Origin of the sequence: Burkholderia sp. JPY481, assembly GCF_038900515.1 — a bacterium.
Lineage (GTDB): Bacteria > Pseudomonadota > Gammaproteobacteria > Burkholderiales > Burkholderiaceae > Paraburkholderia > Paraburkholderia youngii.
In genome coordinates, this window is sequence record NZ_JAYMRT010000020.1 from 80,569 (window position 1) to 96,450 (window position 15,882).

17 protein-coding genes are annotated in these 15,882 nt (G+C 63.8%); 12 read left to right on the forward strand and 5 right to left on the reverse strand.

Translation table 11 applies throughout. The features are described 5' to 3' along the window. Positions 1-135 precede the first annotated feature (135 nt). Both VSR82_RS32610 and trxA read left to right on the forward strand, forming a co-directional pair. On the forward strand, positions 136-1,011 hold the full coding sequence (locus VSR82_RS32610; RefSeq protein WP_368584744.1) for a pirin family protein: 876 nt from the start codon (positions 136-138) through the stop codon (positions 1,009-1,011). 89 nt (positions 1,012-1,100) lie between these two features. After that, positions 1,101-1,949, forward strand: coding sequence for a thioredoxin (trxA, locus tag VSR82_RS32615; protein ID WP_429458091.1), 849 nt, complete (start codon positions 1,101-1,103; stop codon positions 1,947-1,949). Between the two features lie 68 nt (positions 1,950-2,017). Here the strand turns inward: trxA and tcdA are convergent, their stop codons facing one another. Then, complete coding sequence (gene tcdA, locus VSR82_RS32620; RefSeq protein WP_410848540.1) at positions 2,018-2,875, reverse strand: tRNA cyclic N6-threonylcarbamoyladenosine(37) synthase TcdA; 858 nt, start codon at positions 2,873-2,875, stop codon at positions 2,018-2,020. A 249-nt stretch (positions 2,876-3,124) separates the two neighbouring features. Between tcdA and pdxH the strand changes: the two genes are divergently transcribed. The 3 genes from pdxH (at position 3,125) to VSR82_RS32635 (ending at position 6,561) form a co-directional block, all read left to right on the forward strand. Further along, positions 3,125-3,766, forward strand: coding sequence for a pyridoxamine 5'-phosphate oxidase (gene pdxH, locus VSR82_RS32625; protein WP_429458088.1), 642 nt, complete (start codon positions 3,125-3,127; stop codon positions 3,764-3,766). Between the two features lie 149 nt (positions 3,767-3,915). Next, positions 3,916-5,130 (forward strand): class I SAM-dependent methyltransferase, encoded by a 1,215-nt coding sequence (locus tag VSR82_RS32630; protein WP_368584741.1) that lies wholly within the window; start codon positions 3,916-3,918, stop codon positions 5,128-5,130. Positions 5,131-5,214: 84 nt separating this feature from the next. Further along, on the forward strand, positions 5,215-6,561 hold the full coding sequence (locus VSR82_RS32635; RefSeq protein WP_429458085.1) for a DUF72 domain-containing protein: 1,347 nt from the start codon (positions 5,215-5,217) through the stop codon (positions 6,559-6,561). Positions 6,562-6,624: 63 nt separating this feature from the next. Here VSR82_RS32635 and msrA read toward each other — a convergent pair whose 3' ends face one another. After that, a complete protein-coding gene (gene msrA, locus VSR82_RS32640) occupies positions 6,625-7,164 on the reverse strand; it encodes a peptide-methionine (S)-S-oxide reductase MsrA (RefSeq protein ID WP_429458083.1) in 540 nt (179 codons plus the stop codon). A gap of 560 nt (positions 7,165-7,724) precedes the next feature. Here msrA and VSR82_RS32645 point away from each other — a divergent pair. After that, positions 7,725-8,234, forward strand: a complete 510-nt coding sequence (locus VSR82_RS32645) for a flavin reductase family protein (protein ID WP_429458081.1) — start codon at positions 7,725-7,727, stop codon at positions 8,232-8,234. 75 nt (positions 8,235-8,309) lie between these two features. Here VSR82_RS32645 and VSR82_RS32650 read toward each other — a convergent pair whose 3' ends face one another. Next, a complete protein-coding gene (locus tag VSR82_RS32650; protein WP_176105186.1) occupies positions 8,310-8,825 on the reverse strand; it encodes an Lrp/AsnC family transcriptional regulator in 516 nt (171 codons plus the stop codon). 130 nt (positions 8,826-8,955) lie between these two features. On the opposite strand from VSR82_RS32650, the gene kynB reads away from it, so the two are divergent. The 6 genes from kynB (at position 8,956) to VSR82_RS32680 (ending at position 13,491) form a co-directional block, all read left to right on the forward strand. Beyond that, entirely contained in the window at positions 8,956-9,594 is a 639-nt protein-coding gene (gene kynB / locus VSR82_RS32655) for an arylformamidase (RefSeq protein WP_368584738.1), read from the forward strand. Positions 9,595-9,645: 51 nt separating this feature from the next. Continuing rightward, on the forward strand, positions 9,646-10,896 hold the full coding sequence (gene kynU / locus VSR82_RS32660) for a kynureninase (protein WP_368584737.1): 1,251 nt from the start codon (positions 9,646-9,648) through the stop codon (positions 10,894-10,896). A gap of 10 nt (positions 10,897-10,906) precedes the next feature. Then, a complete protein-coding gene (kynA, locus tag VSR82_RS32665) occupies positions 10,907-11,854 on the forward strand; it encodes a tryptophan 2,3-dioxygenase (protein ID WP_429458077.1) in 948 nt (315 codons plus the stop codon). A 185-nt stretch (positions 11,855-12,039) separates the two neighbouring features. Further along, positions 12,040-12,870 (forward strand): RNase A-like domain-containing protein, encoded by an 831-nt coding sequence (locus VSR82_RS32670; RefSeq protein ID WP_429458075.1) that lies wholly within the window; start codon positions 12,040-12,042, stop codon positions 12,868-12,870. Between the two features lie 21 nt (positions 12,871-12,891). Further along, complete coding sequence (locus VSR82_RS32675; protein WP_368584734.1) at positions 12,892-13,176, forward strand: contact-dependent growth inhibition system immunity protein; 285 nt, start codon at positions 12,892-12,894, stop codon at positions 13,174-13,176. A gap of 30 nt (positions 13,177-13,206) precedes the next feature. After that, complete coding sequence (locus tag VSR82_RS32680) at positions 13,207-13,491, forward strand: contact-dependent growth inhibition system immunity protein (protein WP_410848546.1); 285 nt, start codon at positions 13,207-13,209, stop codon at positions 13,489-13,491. Between the two features lie 91 nt (positions 13,492-13,582). On the opposite strand, the gene VSR82_RS32685 is transcribed toward VSR82_RS32680, so the two are convergent. Then, positions 13,583-14,320, reverse strand: coding sequence for an SDR family oxidoreductase (locus VSR82_RS32685; protein ID WP_429458072.1), 738 nt, complete (start codon positions 14,318-14,320; stop codon positions 13,583-13,585). After that, a complete protein-coding gene (locus tag VSR82_RS32690) occupies positions 14,317-15,861 on the reverse strand; it encodes an FGGY-family carbohydrate kinase (protein ID WP_429458070.1) in 1,545 nt (514 codons plus the stop codon). The genes VSR82_RS32685 and VSR82_RS32690 overlap by 4 nt, the downstream gene beginning before the upstream one ends. Positions 15,862-15,882: the final 21 nt, after the last annotated feature.

The window sequence follows — 15,882 nt, forward strand, 5'->3', positions numbered from 1 at the left end:
GTGTAGCCGAGCCTGCGATCCCGGTTCATCGCGCCCGCTGATGGCGAGCGTGCACCGTTGCCGTCGGCCGCGCGCGACGCGCAGTAGAATCGTCCATTCCAGCGTTCTTCTTCCACTTTCACGTCGAGCCTGCCCATGACCTCCTCGATCAAAGCCGTCCTCACACCGCACGTACGCGACATCGGCAATCTGGCCGTGCGGCGCGTACTGCCGGCGATGGCGGCGCGCCTCGTCGGCCCGTTCATCTTCTTCGACCACATGGGCCCAGCAACCCTCGAACCCGGCACCGGCCTCGACGTGCGCCCGCATCCGCATATCGGCCTCGCGACCGTCACCTATCTGTTCGACGGCGCGATCATGCATCGGGACAGTCTCGGCTCCGAGCAGAAGATCGTCCCCGGCGACGTCAACTGGATGACGGCCGGGCGCGGCATCGTCCATTCGGAGCGCACGCCGGCCGAAGACCGCGCACGCGGCCAGAGAATTCACGGCATCCAGACCTGGGTCGCGCTGCCGCTCGCCGATGAAGACGCCGAGCCGTCGTTCGCGCATCATGCGGCGGCGACCTTGCCGGTCGTCGAGCGCAATGGCGTGACGCTGCATGTGATCGCGGGCACCGCGTTCGGCGCGGTGTCGCCGGTCGCGACGTTCTCGGGCACGCTGTACGTGGCCGCCGACTTCACGCCGGGCAGCGCGTTCGCGCTCGAACCGGAGCACGAGGAGCGCGGCGTATATCTGGTGGAAGGCGATCTGGAGATCGACGGCACCACGCTCGAAGCCGGCCAGATGGCCGTGCTCGCGCTGGACGAAACCGTCACGCTCGCGAGCACCCACGGCGCGCGCGTGATGCTGCTCGGCGGCGAGAAGCTAGACGGCGAGCGCTTCATCGAATGGAATTTCGTCGCGAGTTCACGCGAGAAGATCGAAGCCGCGAAGCTCGCGTGGACGAATCAGGAAATGGGCCACGTGCCCGGCGAAACCGAATGGGTTCCGCTGCCGCAGCGCAAGTAACGGCGCCCGGGCCGCACGCGCAGGACCGCATTGAAATCGCGCGATTCGGCCCCAGCTAGCCACAAACCGTTTCTATCGACGAGGACGCAATGGACACCACTCTGGCCACTTTCGAACAGGACGTCATCAAGGCGTCGATGCTGGCCCCGGTGCTGGTGGATTTCTGGGCGCCGTGGTGCGGCCCCTGCAAGAGTCTCGGCCCAATGCTCGAAAAGCTCGAGGCCGAAGCCGCCGGCAAATGGAAGCTCGTGAAGGTCAACGTGGACGAGAACCACGAACTGGCCGCGCACTTCCAGGTGCGCAGCATTCCGCACGTGATCGCGTTCGCCGACGGCCAGGCCGTCGATCAGTTCATCGGCGTGCTGACGGAAGGACAGCTGCGCGAGTTCCTCGACCGGCTCGTGCCGCAGGGCGCGCCGGGAGCGCGCATCGAAGCGCAAACCGCGCTCGCCGAAGGCCGCCGCGACGACGCCTACGACCTGCTGCAAGCGGCGCTCGCGTACGACCCGGGCTTCGACGACGCGCGCATGGACCGCATCGAGTTGCTGCTCGAAGACAACCGCATCGACGAGGCGCGCAACGAAGTCGATCTGCTGTCGCCGAAAACCACGCAAGGCATCGACGCGCGTTTCAACGCGATCAAAACCAGGCTCGACGCGGTGGACGCCGCCGCGGACCTGCCGCCCACCGATGCGCTCGAAGCGCGCGTCGCGGGCAATCCCGACGATCTCGAAGCGCGCTTCGATCTCGCGAATGCGTTTATCGCGCGGCACAAATATGCGCAGGCGCTCGAACATCTGCTCGCGATCGTGCAGCGCGACCGCGGGTTCCGCGAAGATATCGGCCGCAAGACGATGTTGTCGGTGTTCGATCTCGCCGCGCATCAGCCGGAGCTGGTGGCGCAGTGGCGGCGCAAGCTGAGCGCCTCGTTGAACTGATCGTTTGCGATGTTTTGCCCGATGGCGGCCTGGGTCGGAGCGGTTGAAACCGTCGCCCAGGCTGTCACCTAAACCGTCGCCTTCTTCGCCAGCTCCCGCAACACATACGCCGCGGCCGCGAAACCAAAGCTCGCGGTCACACACACGCTCGATCCAAACCCCGCGCAGTTCAAGCCGACCGGCCCCGTATGTCCGGGCGACGTGCTCACGTGCTCGGCTTCTTCATCGATATCGCAAACGGCCGCTTCCGGATAGATCAGCGGCTCGTCGGAATACACGGCGCTCACCTTGAACTTCGCTTTCGGCCCACGCGGAAAGCCGTGCTGCTTGCGCAACTGCCCGCGCACCTTCGACAGCAGCGGGTCCTGGATCGTCAGCGCCAGATCGTCGATGCGGATACGCGTCGGGTCGAGCTGACCGCCCGCCCCGCCGACCGTGATCAGCGGCTGCTTGCGCTCGACGCACCACGCGATCAGCGCGGTCTTCGTGCGCACGCTGTCGATCGCGTCGATCACATAGTCGAAACCGCCGCCGAGCGTCGCCGCGAAATTGTCCGGCTCGACGAAGTCTTCGATCAGGCGCACGTCGCAGTACGGATTGATCGCCTTGATGCGCTCGGCCATCGCTTCGACCTTCGGTTTTCCGTAGTTGCCGTCGAGCGCGTGAATCTGCCGGTTAGTGTTGCTTTCCGCGACGTTGTCCAGATCGATCAGCGTCAGCGTGCCGAGCGCGCTGCGCGCAAGCGCCTCCGCGACCCACGACCCCACCCCGCCGATGCCGATCACCGCGACGTGCGCACCCTCGAACGCGGCGAGCGCGGGCGCGCCATACAGACGGGCGATGCCGCCGAACCGGCGGGCGCGGTCGGCGGTTTCGTTCGCGTCGAGGCTGGTAGTAAGATCGGATTGCGCGGTGGTGCTGGACATGATGGCAGGGCTCGAAAACACAGGCGGAAAGTAACAGGCGGCGGCGCATTGGCAATTCGCTTTGGCCAATCTGGCGCGCAGCCCGTATTTTGCCTTAACACGTGAAGGCAGCCGCGCAGGACCCCGAGCCGCGACCCAACGTTGCAGGCCTGGCGCTCGCAACATGCGGCCGCCATACGTTGATCCGCTCGCGCGCAAAAACCCGGCGCCTTAGCTATACTTGGCCCACTGTAGCGTTCGCATAAGAACATGATCTCACTCGCCGAGCTTCGGAAAAACTACTCGCTAGGCTCACTGGACGTTGCCGACGTCAACCACGATCCGTTCCGTCAATTCGACACGTGGTTCCAGCAGGCCATCGACGCCAAGCTGCCCGAGCCGAATGCGATGACGCTTGCCACGGTCGACGCGCGCGGCCGGCCTTCGGCACGCATCGTGCTCATCAAGGGCGTCGACGAGCGTGGTTTCGTGTTCTTCACCAACTACGAAAGCCGCAAGGGCCGCGAACTGAGCGCGAACCCCTACGCGAGCCTGCTGTTTCACTGGATCGAACTCGAACGCCAGGTGCGCATCGAGGGCCGCGTCGTCAAAACGAGCGAGGCAGAAAGTGACGCGTATTTCGCATCGCGTCCGCTCGGCTCGCGGATCGGCGCATGGGCATCGAATCAGAGTCAGGTAATTGAAAGCCGCTCGCAGCTCGAAGTACGCGAACGCGAAATCAGCCTGCAATACGGCGAAAATCCTCCGCGTCCGCCGCACTGGGGTGGCTACCGTCTGGTGCCCGACGCGATCGAATTCTGGCAGGGGCGGCCATCGCGGCTGCACGATCGTCTGCTTTATACGCGCGCGGAAGACAGCGCGAACTGGCTGATCGCACGCCTGCAACCCTGACCGGACGATGATGGGACGAATGACGCCGGCCGCGCCGCCATCGTAGCGGCGCGCGTCGGCGGGATTGCGTTGCGCGGCCCGCGGAATGCGCCGCACGCTGTCGCGATCCACATAGCTTTGCTTTAAATCAACGAACACGGAGAGATCACATGTTCTGGGAGAAAAAGCTGGCGCAGTGGGTTGAAGATGTCAAAAGCACAGCTAACCTGCCCGCACGCCTCGTGCTGTGGGACGGTCAGCAACACGACTTCGGGCAGTTCGCCGCGCCCCAGGTCACGCTACACGTGAAGAGCGCAACCGCGCTGCCCTACCTGCTCGAACCGAGCCTCGACAATCTCGGCGAAGCCTATGTCAAAGGCAAGATTGACATCGAGGGCAAGCTGTCGGACATCATCAATATCGGCTATCAGCTCGCGCGCAGTACCGTAACGAGCGCCGGCAAGCTCGCGCGCGTGCGGCGCTACTTCAATCATTCGAAGACGTCGGATAAGAAAGCCATTCAGTACCACTACGACGTGTCGAACGAGTTCTACAAGCTGTGGCTCGACGAGAACATGGTCTACTCGTGCGCGTACTTCGAGACCGGCACCGAAGACCTCGCGACCGCGCAGCTGAAGAAAATCGATCACATTCTGACCAAAATCCAGTTGCAGCCCGGCCAGCGTCTGCTCGACATCGGCTGCGGCTGGGGTGCACTCGTGCTGCGCGCCGCGCAGAAGTTCGGCGCGAAGTGCGTCGGCGTCACGCTGTCGCAGAACCAGTTCGATCTCGCCACCGCGCGCGTCAAAGCGGCCGGGCTCGAGAACCAGATCGAAATCCGCCTGCAGGACTATCGCGACATCCCGGGGCAGTTCGACCGCATCACGAGCGTCGGCATGTTCGAGCACGTCGGCCGCAAGAACCTGCCCGGCTATTTCCAGAAGATCCACGATCTGCTCGCCGACGACGGCATCGCGATGAACCACGGCATCACGTCGAGCGACGCCGATAGCGGCGAAACCGCGCTCGGCGGCGGCGAGTTCATCGACCGCTACGTGTTCCCGGACGGCGAGCTGCCGCATATCAGCCTCGCGCTCGAATCGATGCAGCGCGGCGGACTCGAACCGATTGACGTCGAAAGCCTGCGCCGTCACTATGCGCACACGCTCGACATCTGGGCGGAAAATTTCGAAGCCCACGCGGATCAGGCGCGCAAGCTCGTCGACGACGAAAAATTCCGCATCTGGCGCGTGTATCTGGCCGGCTGCGCCTATGCGTTCGAAAACGACGACGTGTCGATCTTCCAGGTGGTGTGCCGCAAAGCCGGCCGCAGCGCGAAAACCCTGCCGTGGTCGCGCCGCTACATGTACGAAAAACCGCTGTGACCGTGCCGTGACCGGTTGCGCCGCGGCGGCGTGCATGAAGCGCGCGCCGCGGCGCAATTCTGATCAACAGCAGGCCGGACATTGATGGACCACAGCAGGACGAGTGACATTGAAAAGCCGTTGAACGGCAAGAACGGCAGCGCGGACGATGCGGCGCACGACGCCACGCAGCAGTTCGATCTGTTCGGGATGCCGGTCGAGGCTGCGGCAGAAGCGCCGGCCATGTCCACGAGCGAGGCCGATTCCATCGCGAGCACTGCCGCGCAGCCAGAGCGCAAGCGCGCGCCGAAAACCGCAAAAGCAAACGCCGCCGCGTCGCTGTTCGAAGACGACGCCGCGCCCGACAGCCCCGCTGCTGAACCAGCCTCCGCACCCGCCGCCACCGACGCCCCGAAAAAACGCCGCGGCCGCGACGTGCTCGCCGCGCCGCCGTCGCCCGAATTGCTCGCGCTTGCGGCGCAACTGCCGCCGCAGATCCATCTCGGCACGTCGACATGGTCGTTCCCGGGCTGGAGCGGCATCGTCTATGGCGACAACTACAGCAACAGCAAACTGTCGCGCGAGGGCTTGAGCGCGTACGGCGCGCATCCGCTGCTGAAGACGGTCAGCATCGACCGCTCGTTCTACCAGGCGCTGACGGTCACCGAATACCTGCGCTACGCGCAGCAGGTGCCCGAGCACTTCCGCTTCATCGTCAAGGCGCCGATGACGATCACCGACGCCACCGTGCGCGCCGAGCGCGGCGAGCCGGTGTCGATGAACCCGTGCTTCCTGAACGCGCAGATGGCGATCGACGATTTCGTCACGCCCTGTGTCGAAGGCCTCGGTGCAAAGGCCGGCGCGCTGGTGTTCCAGTTCTCGCCGCTGCCGGATCAGATGCTCGCGCAGCCGGCGGTGTTCATCGAGCGTCTGGGAGAGTTTTTCGGCGCGCTGCCGAGGCTGCCCGACGGCAGTTGCTATGCGGTCGAGATTCGCGACGCGAGCCTGCTCACGCCACGCTTCATCCGCATGCTGAAGACGGCGGGCGTGCGCTACTGCGTCGGCATTCATGCGCGGATGCCGGATCCGCTGCGCCAGGCCGCGGCGCTCGCGCTGCTCGACGGCGAGCCGGCCGGTCCGCTGATCGTGCGCTGGAGCCTGCACGGCGGCTTCAAATACGAACAGGCGAAAGCGAAGTACGAGCCGTTCAACCAGCTGGTCGACGAAGACCCGGCGACCCGCGCGTCGCTCGCCGAACTGGCCGCGCGCTACGCGCTCGCCGGCCAGCCGGTGGTGATCGCGGTCAACAACAAGGCGGAAGGATCGGCGCCGCTCAGCTGCGTGAAGCTGGCCGAAGAGATCGTCGAAGCCTGTGTGCGTGTCACTCAGGGACGCGGGAATAGTGGCGCTGGCGCTGATGATGCGCGATCGCAGGCACAGGAACCGCAGTGACGAACAGCAGCCGGCGGCCATGCGTATCCGCCCGCTGCCGACTCCGATCCTCGCGCTGCGCCGTTAGCGCGCCTTGATCCGATGCGCGAACTTCTGGCGGAATTTCGCGACCTTCGGTGCGACCACGAACGAGCAGTAGCCCTGATTCGGATGCTGCGCGAAATAGTTCTGGTGGTAAGCCTCGGCAGGCCAGTAATTGTCGCCGAGCGGCAGCACCTCGGTCACGATCTTGCCGTCGTAGATGCCCTGTTCGCCGATCTCGCGAATCGCCTGCAGCGCGGTTTCGCGCTGCGCATCGGAATGCGTGAAGATCACCGAGCGGTATTGCGTGCCGACGTCGTTGCCCTGCCGGTTCACCTGGGTCGGATCGTGGATTGCGAAGAAGATGTCGAGAATCTCGCGATAGCTGATCTTCGCCGGATCGAAGTCGACCTTGACCACTTCCGCGTGACCGGTGTCGCCGTCGCAGACCTGCTCGTAGCTCGGACGGCGCGTATGACCGCCCGCGTACCCCGACTCCACCGCATTGACGCCCTCGACGTCCAGATACACCGCTTCGAGGCACCAGAAACATCCACCGCCGAGCGTTGCCGTCTCGTTCATAAGCTTCACCCCAGGATCAGATCCACACAATGATCGGCAGTCGGCCTGCGTAGCGCCGCCGGGTCTGCCACCGCATCCGAATATATGGCCGAAAACGCGGACTAAAAGGCACAACCGATGCACCCGTCGCGCGGCGCCGCTTGCAACGCGTCGCGCAATTCCACGCGAATCCCGCAGTGCAGATATCGAGTATAGAAAGGCCGTCGCGCGACGGGTGAATAACCATGCAGCACAACAGCAAGCGCCGCGCCCACTCGATCGCATGCCCAGCGAAGCGAAGCGAAAAATGCGGCGAGACGAGGCATGACGATCGGCGTGTCCGCACGAAACACTGCGGCCGGTCCGTGCTGGACTGTGAGCGAGCTGACGCCGGAGCACGCACCGTACGCAACGCCGTGCGGCGCACGCGGCGATTACAGTTAAAATTGGCGGAAATCGATGATTTTCACCATGACTTTCGAAACATCCGCTGCCAGCCGCACATATCCGCGTTGTTATCCGCGCCTCGATTCGCGCTTTAGTCCGTCTTTCACACGGCGCGCGCCGGGGACCCTGCCCCGATGAAGAGCGCGAGCCCACCCAACTTCGACCAGTCCGCGTTCAGACAGGCGCTCAGCCAGTTCGCGACCGGCGTCACCGTGATCACGACACGCGCCGCGTCCGGCCAGTTGATCGGCATCACGGCCAGTTCGTTCAACTCGGTTTCGCTCTCTCCGCCACTCGTGCTGTGGAGTCTCGCGACGCGCTCGGCGTCGATGCCGGTGTTCCGCGCCAACAGTCACTACGTGATCAACGTGCTGTCTTCGACGCAGCTCGATCTGTGCAAGCGCTTCGCGACCGTGAAGGGCGACCGCTTCGAGGGGGTATCGCACGCGGCGGGTGACAGCGGGATGCCGGTGCTCGACGGCGCGCTCGCGTGGTTCGAATGTCATAACCGCAGCCGCTACGACGAAGGCGACCACGTGATTTTCGTCGGTGAAGTGGAGCGCTGCGGCGTGCACGAAAATGCCGCGGACATGCTGCCGCTGGTGTTCCAGAGCGGACAGTTCCACGGCCTGAAGCCGCTTTGAGCGGCGCGGCGCGTCCCTCGCGCCGGTAGTGCGGATCGGTCTGACGCGCCGGAAATGGCGCGCCCCTCGTCAGCCTCAACGGTCGCTATGCGTGGCCCCGTGCCCGCTGCTCTTCTTCACCAGTGACACCGGCACGCCCGAGTCTTCCTTCAGCGTTTCGAGCACGATGTTCGAGCGGATGTCCATCACGCCCGGCGCCTTGTACAGGCGGTTGAGCACGAAATCCGAATAGTGCTTGAGGTTGTGCGCGAGCACGCGCAGCAGATAGTGGGTTTCGCCGGTCACGACGAACGCGCCGACCACTTCGGGCCAGTCGCGCAACGCCTCGGCAAAGCGCTCGTGCCAGTTCTGCTGGTCGTTGCGCATCGATACCTGCACGAACGCTTCCAGCTCGAACCCCAAAACTTCGCGGTTCAGACACGCGCGGTAGTGTTCGATGACGCCCTGCTCCTCCAGCAGACGCAGGCGCCGCAGACAGGCTGATGGCGACAGCGAGATACGCTCCGCCAAGTCGAGATTGCTGATCCGTCCTTCCTGCTGAAGCACCGTCAAGATACGGCAATCGGTGGCGTCGAGCGAGATCGCGTTCATATTCGGTCTCCCTTTCCTGTTTGGCTCAAATTATGTTCCAAGACACGGCTGGTTAGGAGATTTTTTCGCAATCACATTTCACGGCTTGACCTCTATCATTTAGAGATAGTCACCTTCCGTCGAAACCGTCATGCGAGCACTCTGGGACATCACCCCCGCCGTCGATCCCGCCACGCCCGTCTGGCCGGGCGACACGCCGGTCGGCATCGAGCGCGTCTGGCGCATGGAGGCTGGCTCGCCGGTCAATGTCGCGCGTCTGACGATGTCGCCGCACACCGGCGCGCATACCGACGCGCCACTGCACTACGACGCCGAAGGCGCCGCGATCGGCGACGTGCCGCTCGACGCGTATCTCGGTTTGTGCAGAGTGATCGACTGTATCGGCGCGTCGCCTGTTGTGACGCCACAACACCTGACCGGCTCGCTCGACGATCTGCCGCCGCGAGTCTTACTGCGCACTTACAGAAATGCGCCAACGCGCGAGTGGGATAGCGCGTTCTGCGCGGTCGCGCCCGAGACCGTCGATCTGCTCGCCGCGCGCGGCGTGAAGCTGATCGGCATCGATACGCCATCGCTCGATCCCCAGGAATCGAAGACGATGGACGCGCATCACCGCATTCGCGCGCACCGGATGGCGATTCTCGAAGGCATCGTGCTCGACGCGGTCGAACCCGGCGACTACGAACTGATCGCGCTGCCGCTCAAGCTGACCACGCTCGACGCAAGCCCGGTACGCGCGGTGCTGCGCGCACTGCACGGCTCTCGCTAAGCCACGCGACTCGGCGAGCCAACAACCCGACAACCCAACCCTCGAACCACCATGAACCATCGTGACGAAGCCGTGGCGCTCGACAGCGCCGACCCGCTCGCAGCGCTGCGCGACCAGTTCGCGCTGTCGCCGACGACCATCTATCTCGACGGCAACTCGCTCGGCGTACCGCCGGCCGCCGCGGCGCAGCGCGCGCAAACCGTGATCGCCGCCGAATGGGGCGAAGGGCTGATCCGCAGCTGGAACAAATCCGGCTGGTTCGTGCTGCCGCGCCGGCTCGGCAACAAGCTCGCGCCGTTGATCGGCGCGGCCCAAGACGAAGTCGTGATCACCGACACGATCTCGATCAACCTGTTCAAGCTGCTGTCGGCCGCGCTGCGGCTTGCGAATGCGCGCGATCCGCAGCGTCGCGTGATCGTGTCCGAGCGCTCGAACTTCCCGAGCGATCTGTATATCGCGCAGGGTTTGATCGAGCAGCTCGATCGCGGCTACGAGCTGCGCCTCGTCGACGATCCGTCCGAGCTGCCCGACGCGATCGGCGCGGACACCGCGATCGCGATGATCACCCACGTGAACTATCGCACCGGCTACATGCACGACATGGCCGCGCTGACGAAGCTGATTCACGACAGGGGCGCGCTCGCGCTATGGGACCTCGCGCATTCGGCGGGCGCGGTGCCGGTCGATCTGAACGGCGCCGGCGCCGACTACGCGGTCGGCTGCACCTACAAGTATCTGAACGGCGGCCCCGGTTCGCCCGCGTTCGTGTGGGTGCCCAAGCGCCACCAGAACGAGTTCGCGCAACCGCTGTCGGGCTGGTGGGGGCATCGCGCGCCGTTCGAGATGAATCCGACGTATCAGCCCGACGACGGCGTGGGCCGCTTCCTGTGCGGCACGCAGCCGATGGTGTCGATGGCGCTCGTCGAATGCGGGCTCGACGTGTTCCTGCAAACCAACATGCAGGCGGTTCGCGAGAAGTCGCTCGCGCTGACCGATCTGTTCATCGAACTGGTCGAGACGCGTTGCAGCGAATTTCCACTGAAGCTCGTGACGCCGCGCGAGCACGCGCAGCGCGGCTCGCATGCGAGCTTCGAACATCCGCACGGCTACGAGGTGATGCAGGCGCTGATCGCGCGTGGCGTGATCGGCGACTATCGCGAGCCGCACGTGCTGCGCTTTGGATTCACGCCGCTGTACACGCGCTTCGTCGACGTATGGGACGCCGTCGAAACCTTGCGCGACGTGCTCACCCGCGAGGCCTGGAAAGCTCCTGAATTCGCCCAGCGCGGCGCCGTTACCTGAGGACGACAGAATGACCGATCACATGCACACGCCGGGCTTGCCAGAAGAACCGGCGGCACAAGGCTGCCCGTTCGGGCACGGGCGGACGGCTTGGGCGCCGGCCGCTAGTGCCACGACCGCCTCCGCGAGCACGGCCGATAGCGGCTGGCACGACGCGCAGCTCGACTTCTCGGAGTCGATGAGCTACGGCGACTATCTGTCGCTCGGCACGGTGCTGGACGCGCAGCATCCGTTGTCGCCGGATCACAACGAGATGCTGTTCATCATCCAGCATCAGACGAGCGAGCTTTGGATGAAGCTCGCGTTGTACGAGTTGCGCGCGGCGCTCGCGGCCGTGCATCGCGATGAGCTGCCGCCCGCGTTCAAGATGCTCGCACGCGTGTCGCGGATCATGGAGCAACTGGTGCAGGCGTGGAGTGTGCTCGCGACGATGACGCCGTCTGAATACACGGCGATGCGGCCGTACCTCGGCAGTTCGTCGGGCTTCCAGTCGTATCAGTATCGGCAGATCGAATTCCTGCTCGGCAACAAGAACGAGCAGATGCTGAAGCCGCACGCGCATCGCGCCGACGTGTACGAGCAAGTGAAGGCATCGCTCGAAGCGCCGTCGTTCTACGACGAAGTGGTGCGGCTGCTTGCGCGTCGCGGCTTCAAGATTTCGCCCGCGCGGCTCGAACGCGACTGGACCAGGCCGACCGAACATGATGCGTCGGTGGAATCCGCGTGGCTCGAGGTGTATCGCAATCCGTCGGAGCATTGGGAGCTGTACGAGATGGCGGAAGAACTCGTCGATCTCGAGGATGCGTTCCGCCAATGGCGCTTCCGCCACGTGACGACCGTCGAGCGCATCATCGGCTTCAAGCAGGGCACCGGCGGCACCAGCGGCGCGCCGTATCTGCGCAAGATGCTCGATGTCGTGCTGTTCCCCGAGTTGTGGCATGTGCGGACGATGTTGTAACGGTTGGCGCGTGTCAGACAGGGAATGACCGGAAATCACGGCAAGCATGATGCCGCGGTTGTTCCCGCTCGTTGCAGAACAGGCACCGTTCATCGGGCTGAGGAAAGTTCGGAGTTCTCCGAATCTTGAGAGATGGTCAGCATGCCAGCATCGGAACCCCATAAAAAACATCAGAGGGTTTCGATATGCCCGGTGTCGATAACGCCGAAGGAGTGAAGGTTGTACTGAGTGCCCCGCAACTCGCGGCCGTGCTGTCCCGGCAGTCGATCAGTCAGGCGGAGATGCTTTCCAACCGGCTTTGGGGCGGGTTACAGGTCGTCGGCGGCGTGCTGGAAATGGTCGGCGCAGGTGTGCTGTGCGCTTTGCCAGATCCGACGATGGCGAGCAAAGCCGGGTGTGTCGTGTTCGGGGTACATGGCTCGGACTCGGCGGCGGCTGGCCTGCGGCAGGTCTGGACTGGTCGGGACACCGCCACGCTGACCCAGCGGGGCGCGACGAAACTCGCTGAAGCGATGCGGGCGAGCCCTGACATGGCGAACAATATCGGCCTGTCCCTCGATATCGCCGTGCCGTTCGGATTTGCTGGCTCGATCAAGGCGGCGCGCGCTGCGCGTGTCACGATGGGCCGGATCAGGCTGAACATGCATGAGGCGAAGGCGGGAAGCCGGATTGGTGGACATACGCTTTTGAAACATGTCGGGAGGACTGAGGCGCAGTTGCGGGAGAGGCTCAGGCTGGAGCCGAAAAGAACTGAAGTATCGTCTTTCGCAAATCTTCAGGAGGCGGAGTGGGCCATATCAGAAACGATGCTTGCAAATGCCTCAAAGATCCGAAAATGGACAACAACATCAAAACGAACTCTGACGCTCGAGAAGGATGTTGGAAGAAAAGTAGGCTATGTATTGACCCAGAAGACTGACACCCTAGTGGACAGCAGTAAAGTGAAGGTCATCTTGAAGTACGGGACGTACAACGGGATGCCATACTACATTCTCACGGCTATGATCGAAGGCTGAATTTCACATGGATATTGATATATGAGATACGAAAATTTGTATCAATTGATTTGTGGCCGCTTCCATGAAGACTTCGACCTTTTTGGCAACACAATCGAGGAATTGGTCTTGTCTTTTACATGCGAGTGCACACCGGAAGAGATTAATGCGACGGTGGCCGAGATAGACCGATTCAAGAGCGATCATGCTGGGAATCTCGACGCCGCGTTTGAGGAAAATTTTGGCTACCAGTGCGATCCGACTGTGTGGGAGCAAACCACCGAGGCTTTTCTCGACAAACTTAAGAGTCTTCTCCTGAGCGAGTAGCCTGATTTTCCTCGCACTGGACGGCGATACATGACATACGACGATCTGGATCAATTGATCGGTGTCTACTTCAATGAGGCTTCCGACTACTGGGGAAACACAATTGAAGAGTTGGTGCGGGCTTGTGCAAGCGGATGCACGCCAGAAATGATTAACGCAAAGGTGGCCGACATAGATCGGTTCAAGAGAGATCACGCTGGAAATCTCGGCGCTGCCTTCGAAGAGGAATTCGGCAGCCAGTTCGTTCCGACGCTGTGGGGTCGCACCGCCGAATCTTTTCTTGATGGGCTTAAACGTCTTCTTCTGAGTGAGTAGCCTGCACTTCCGCCCGCCGGACGGCCCCGCCGTCTGGCGGGGCTTCCGTCTACTTTCATTTCACCAGGCAACCGACGGCGCTTGACACCCCCTAGCGCGCGGTATACCCACCATCAATCGGCAAACACACCCCGCTAACCATCGACGCCGCATCGCTCAACAAAAACAGGATCGGCGCCGCGACCTCGGCGGACTCAGCAAAGCGCCTGAGCGGAATCGCCTGCAACGCAGGATCGCGTTTGACAGGATCGCTCCACGCCAGCACCGCCATCGGCGTCAGCGTGATCGTCGGGTTCACGCTATTCACGCGAATCCCGTGCGGCCCCAGCTCGATGCACAACGCGCGCGTGACCGCATCGAGCGCCGCCTTCGACGCCGAATAGCTCAGATGATCGTCGAGCGCGACGAGCGCGGCCTGGCTCGACACGTTGACGATGCTGCCCGCGCGACCCGCGTCGAGCATGCCACGCGCGACGTGCTTCGCGACCAGCACCGCGCCGCGCGTATTCACCGCCATCACGCGATCGAAGCTCGCGGCCGTGGTATCCACCGCGCGTTCGAGCAACGCGATGCCCGCGCAATTGACGAGACCGTCGAACGGTTCGAGCGACGCGAATGCTTCGTCGATCGCGGCTTCGTCGCTGACGTCGAGCTGCAACGGCTCGCAGCCGGTTTCCTCGGCGAGCCGCGCGAGCTCGTTCACGTTGCGCGCGGCCGCGACGACCGATGCGCCGCTCGCGCACAGCGCCTCGACCGTCGCGCGGCCGATGCCGCTGGAGGCGCCCGTCACCAGAATCGAGCGACCGGAAAAATCGAAAGTAGCGTTCATGATGATTGCAAGCGATGCATGACCGGCTTCAACGCCGGATAGAGATCCACGTACACGCCGAAGCGCTGCTCGTATAACGCCATGCGCCGTGCGTCGGGCTGCGCGCGCTCGATCAGCGTGACCCAGCCGTCTTGCGCCGCTTCGCGCGACACGAGGCCGACGCCGACCGCGGCGAGCAACGCCGCGCCCATCGCGGCTTCGACGTCCTGCTCGATCGTGTAGACCGGATAGCCGGTGACATCGGCGATGATCTGCATCCACAGGTCCGAATGCGCGGCGCCGCCCACGACGATCAACTTGTCGTCGAGCGATTGCGCGCCTTTGCGCCCCGCCTCGATGTTGTGCTTCAGCGCGAACGACACCCCTTCGAGCACCGCGCGATACAGATGCGCGCGCGTATGAAACAGCGACAACCCGACGAACGCGCCACTCGCCTTCGCATCCCACACCGGACTTCGCTCGCCCATCAGATACGGCAGGAACAGCACGCCGTCGGCGCCGGCCGGCACTTGCGCGGCCGCTTCTTCGAGCAGCCGATGCGGATCGCCATGCGGTGTCGCGCGCGCGGTCTCGATCTCCGCCTGACAGAACTGCTCGCGATACCAGCTGACCGACGCGCCCGCGGTAATCGCGCCGCCGAATACGTAGATATCGTGCTGCCCGTTGAAAACGTGCGGCATGCTGACCAAACCGTGTCGCGCGTCGACACGCTGATTGATGTAACCCCAGCACATGCTGGTGCCGATCATCGCGACGTGCTGTCCCGCGCGCGTGACGCCGGCCGCGAACGTCGCCATCGCCGCATCGACGCCGCCCGCGACGATCGCCGTGCCCGCTTCCAGTCCGAGCTGCGCGGTCCATTGCGACAACAAGCCGCCCACCACCTCCGACGATTCGACGAGCCGCTCCGGCATCATCGTCGCGGGAATGCCGAGCATATCGAGCGCTTCGTCCGACCAGTCGCGCCGCGCGATATCGTAGACGCCGCCGATATTGCCAGCCGAGCTGTGATCAACGGCGACCTCGCCGGTCAGCATGTAGATCACGTACGCGTTCGGCGGCAGGAAATAGCGCGTATGCGCCCACACGTCCGGCTCGTTCTCGCGCAGCCACAGCATCTTCGTGTAGCCGTAGTAGCTGTCCACCCCATTACCGGTGATCGAATAGAGCCGCTCGAGATCGACGTTCTCGCGCACCCAGTCGACCTCTGCGGTCGCGCGCCGGTCCATCCAGATCAGGCACGGCGCGAGCGGCCGCATGTCGTTGTCGACCGGGATGCCCGAGCCGCCGTACAGGCTGCTCACGCACAGCGCCTTGATCGCACGCGGCGCGATGCCGGCCGCCTTCGCATCGCCGACGCACGCGGCCACGCATTCGACCACGGCCTTAAGCCACACTGCGGGCCACTGCTCGGCCCACAACGGCTTCGGCGTGTCGGGTTGATAGCTCGACGCATGCTGCGCGACGATCGCACCGTGCTGGTCGACCAGCAACGCCTTCGTGCTCTGCGTGCCGATATCGACGCCGATGACGTAGTTCATAGAGTCTCCGTTGAAAAGCCA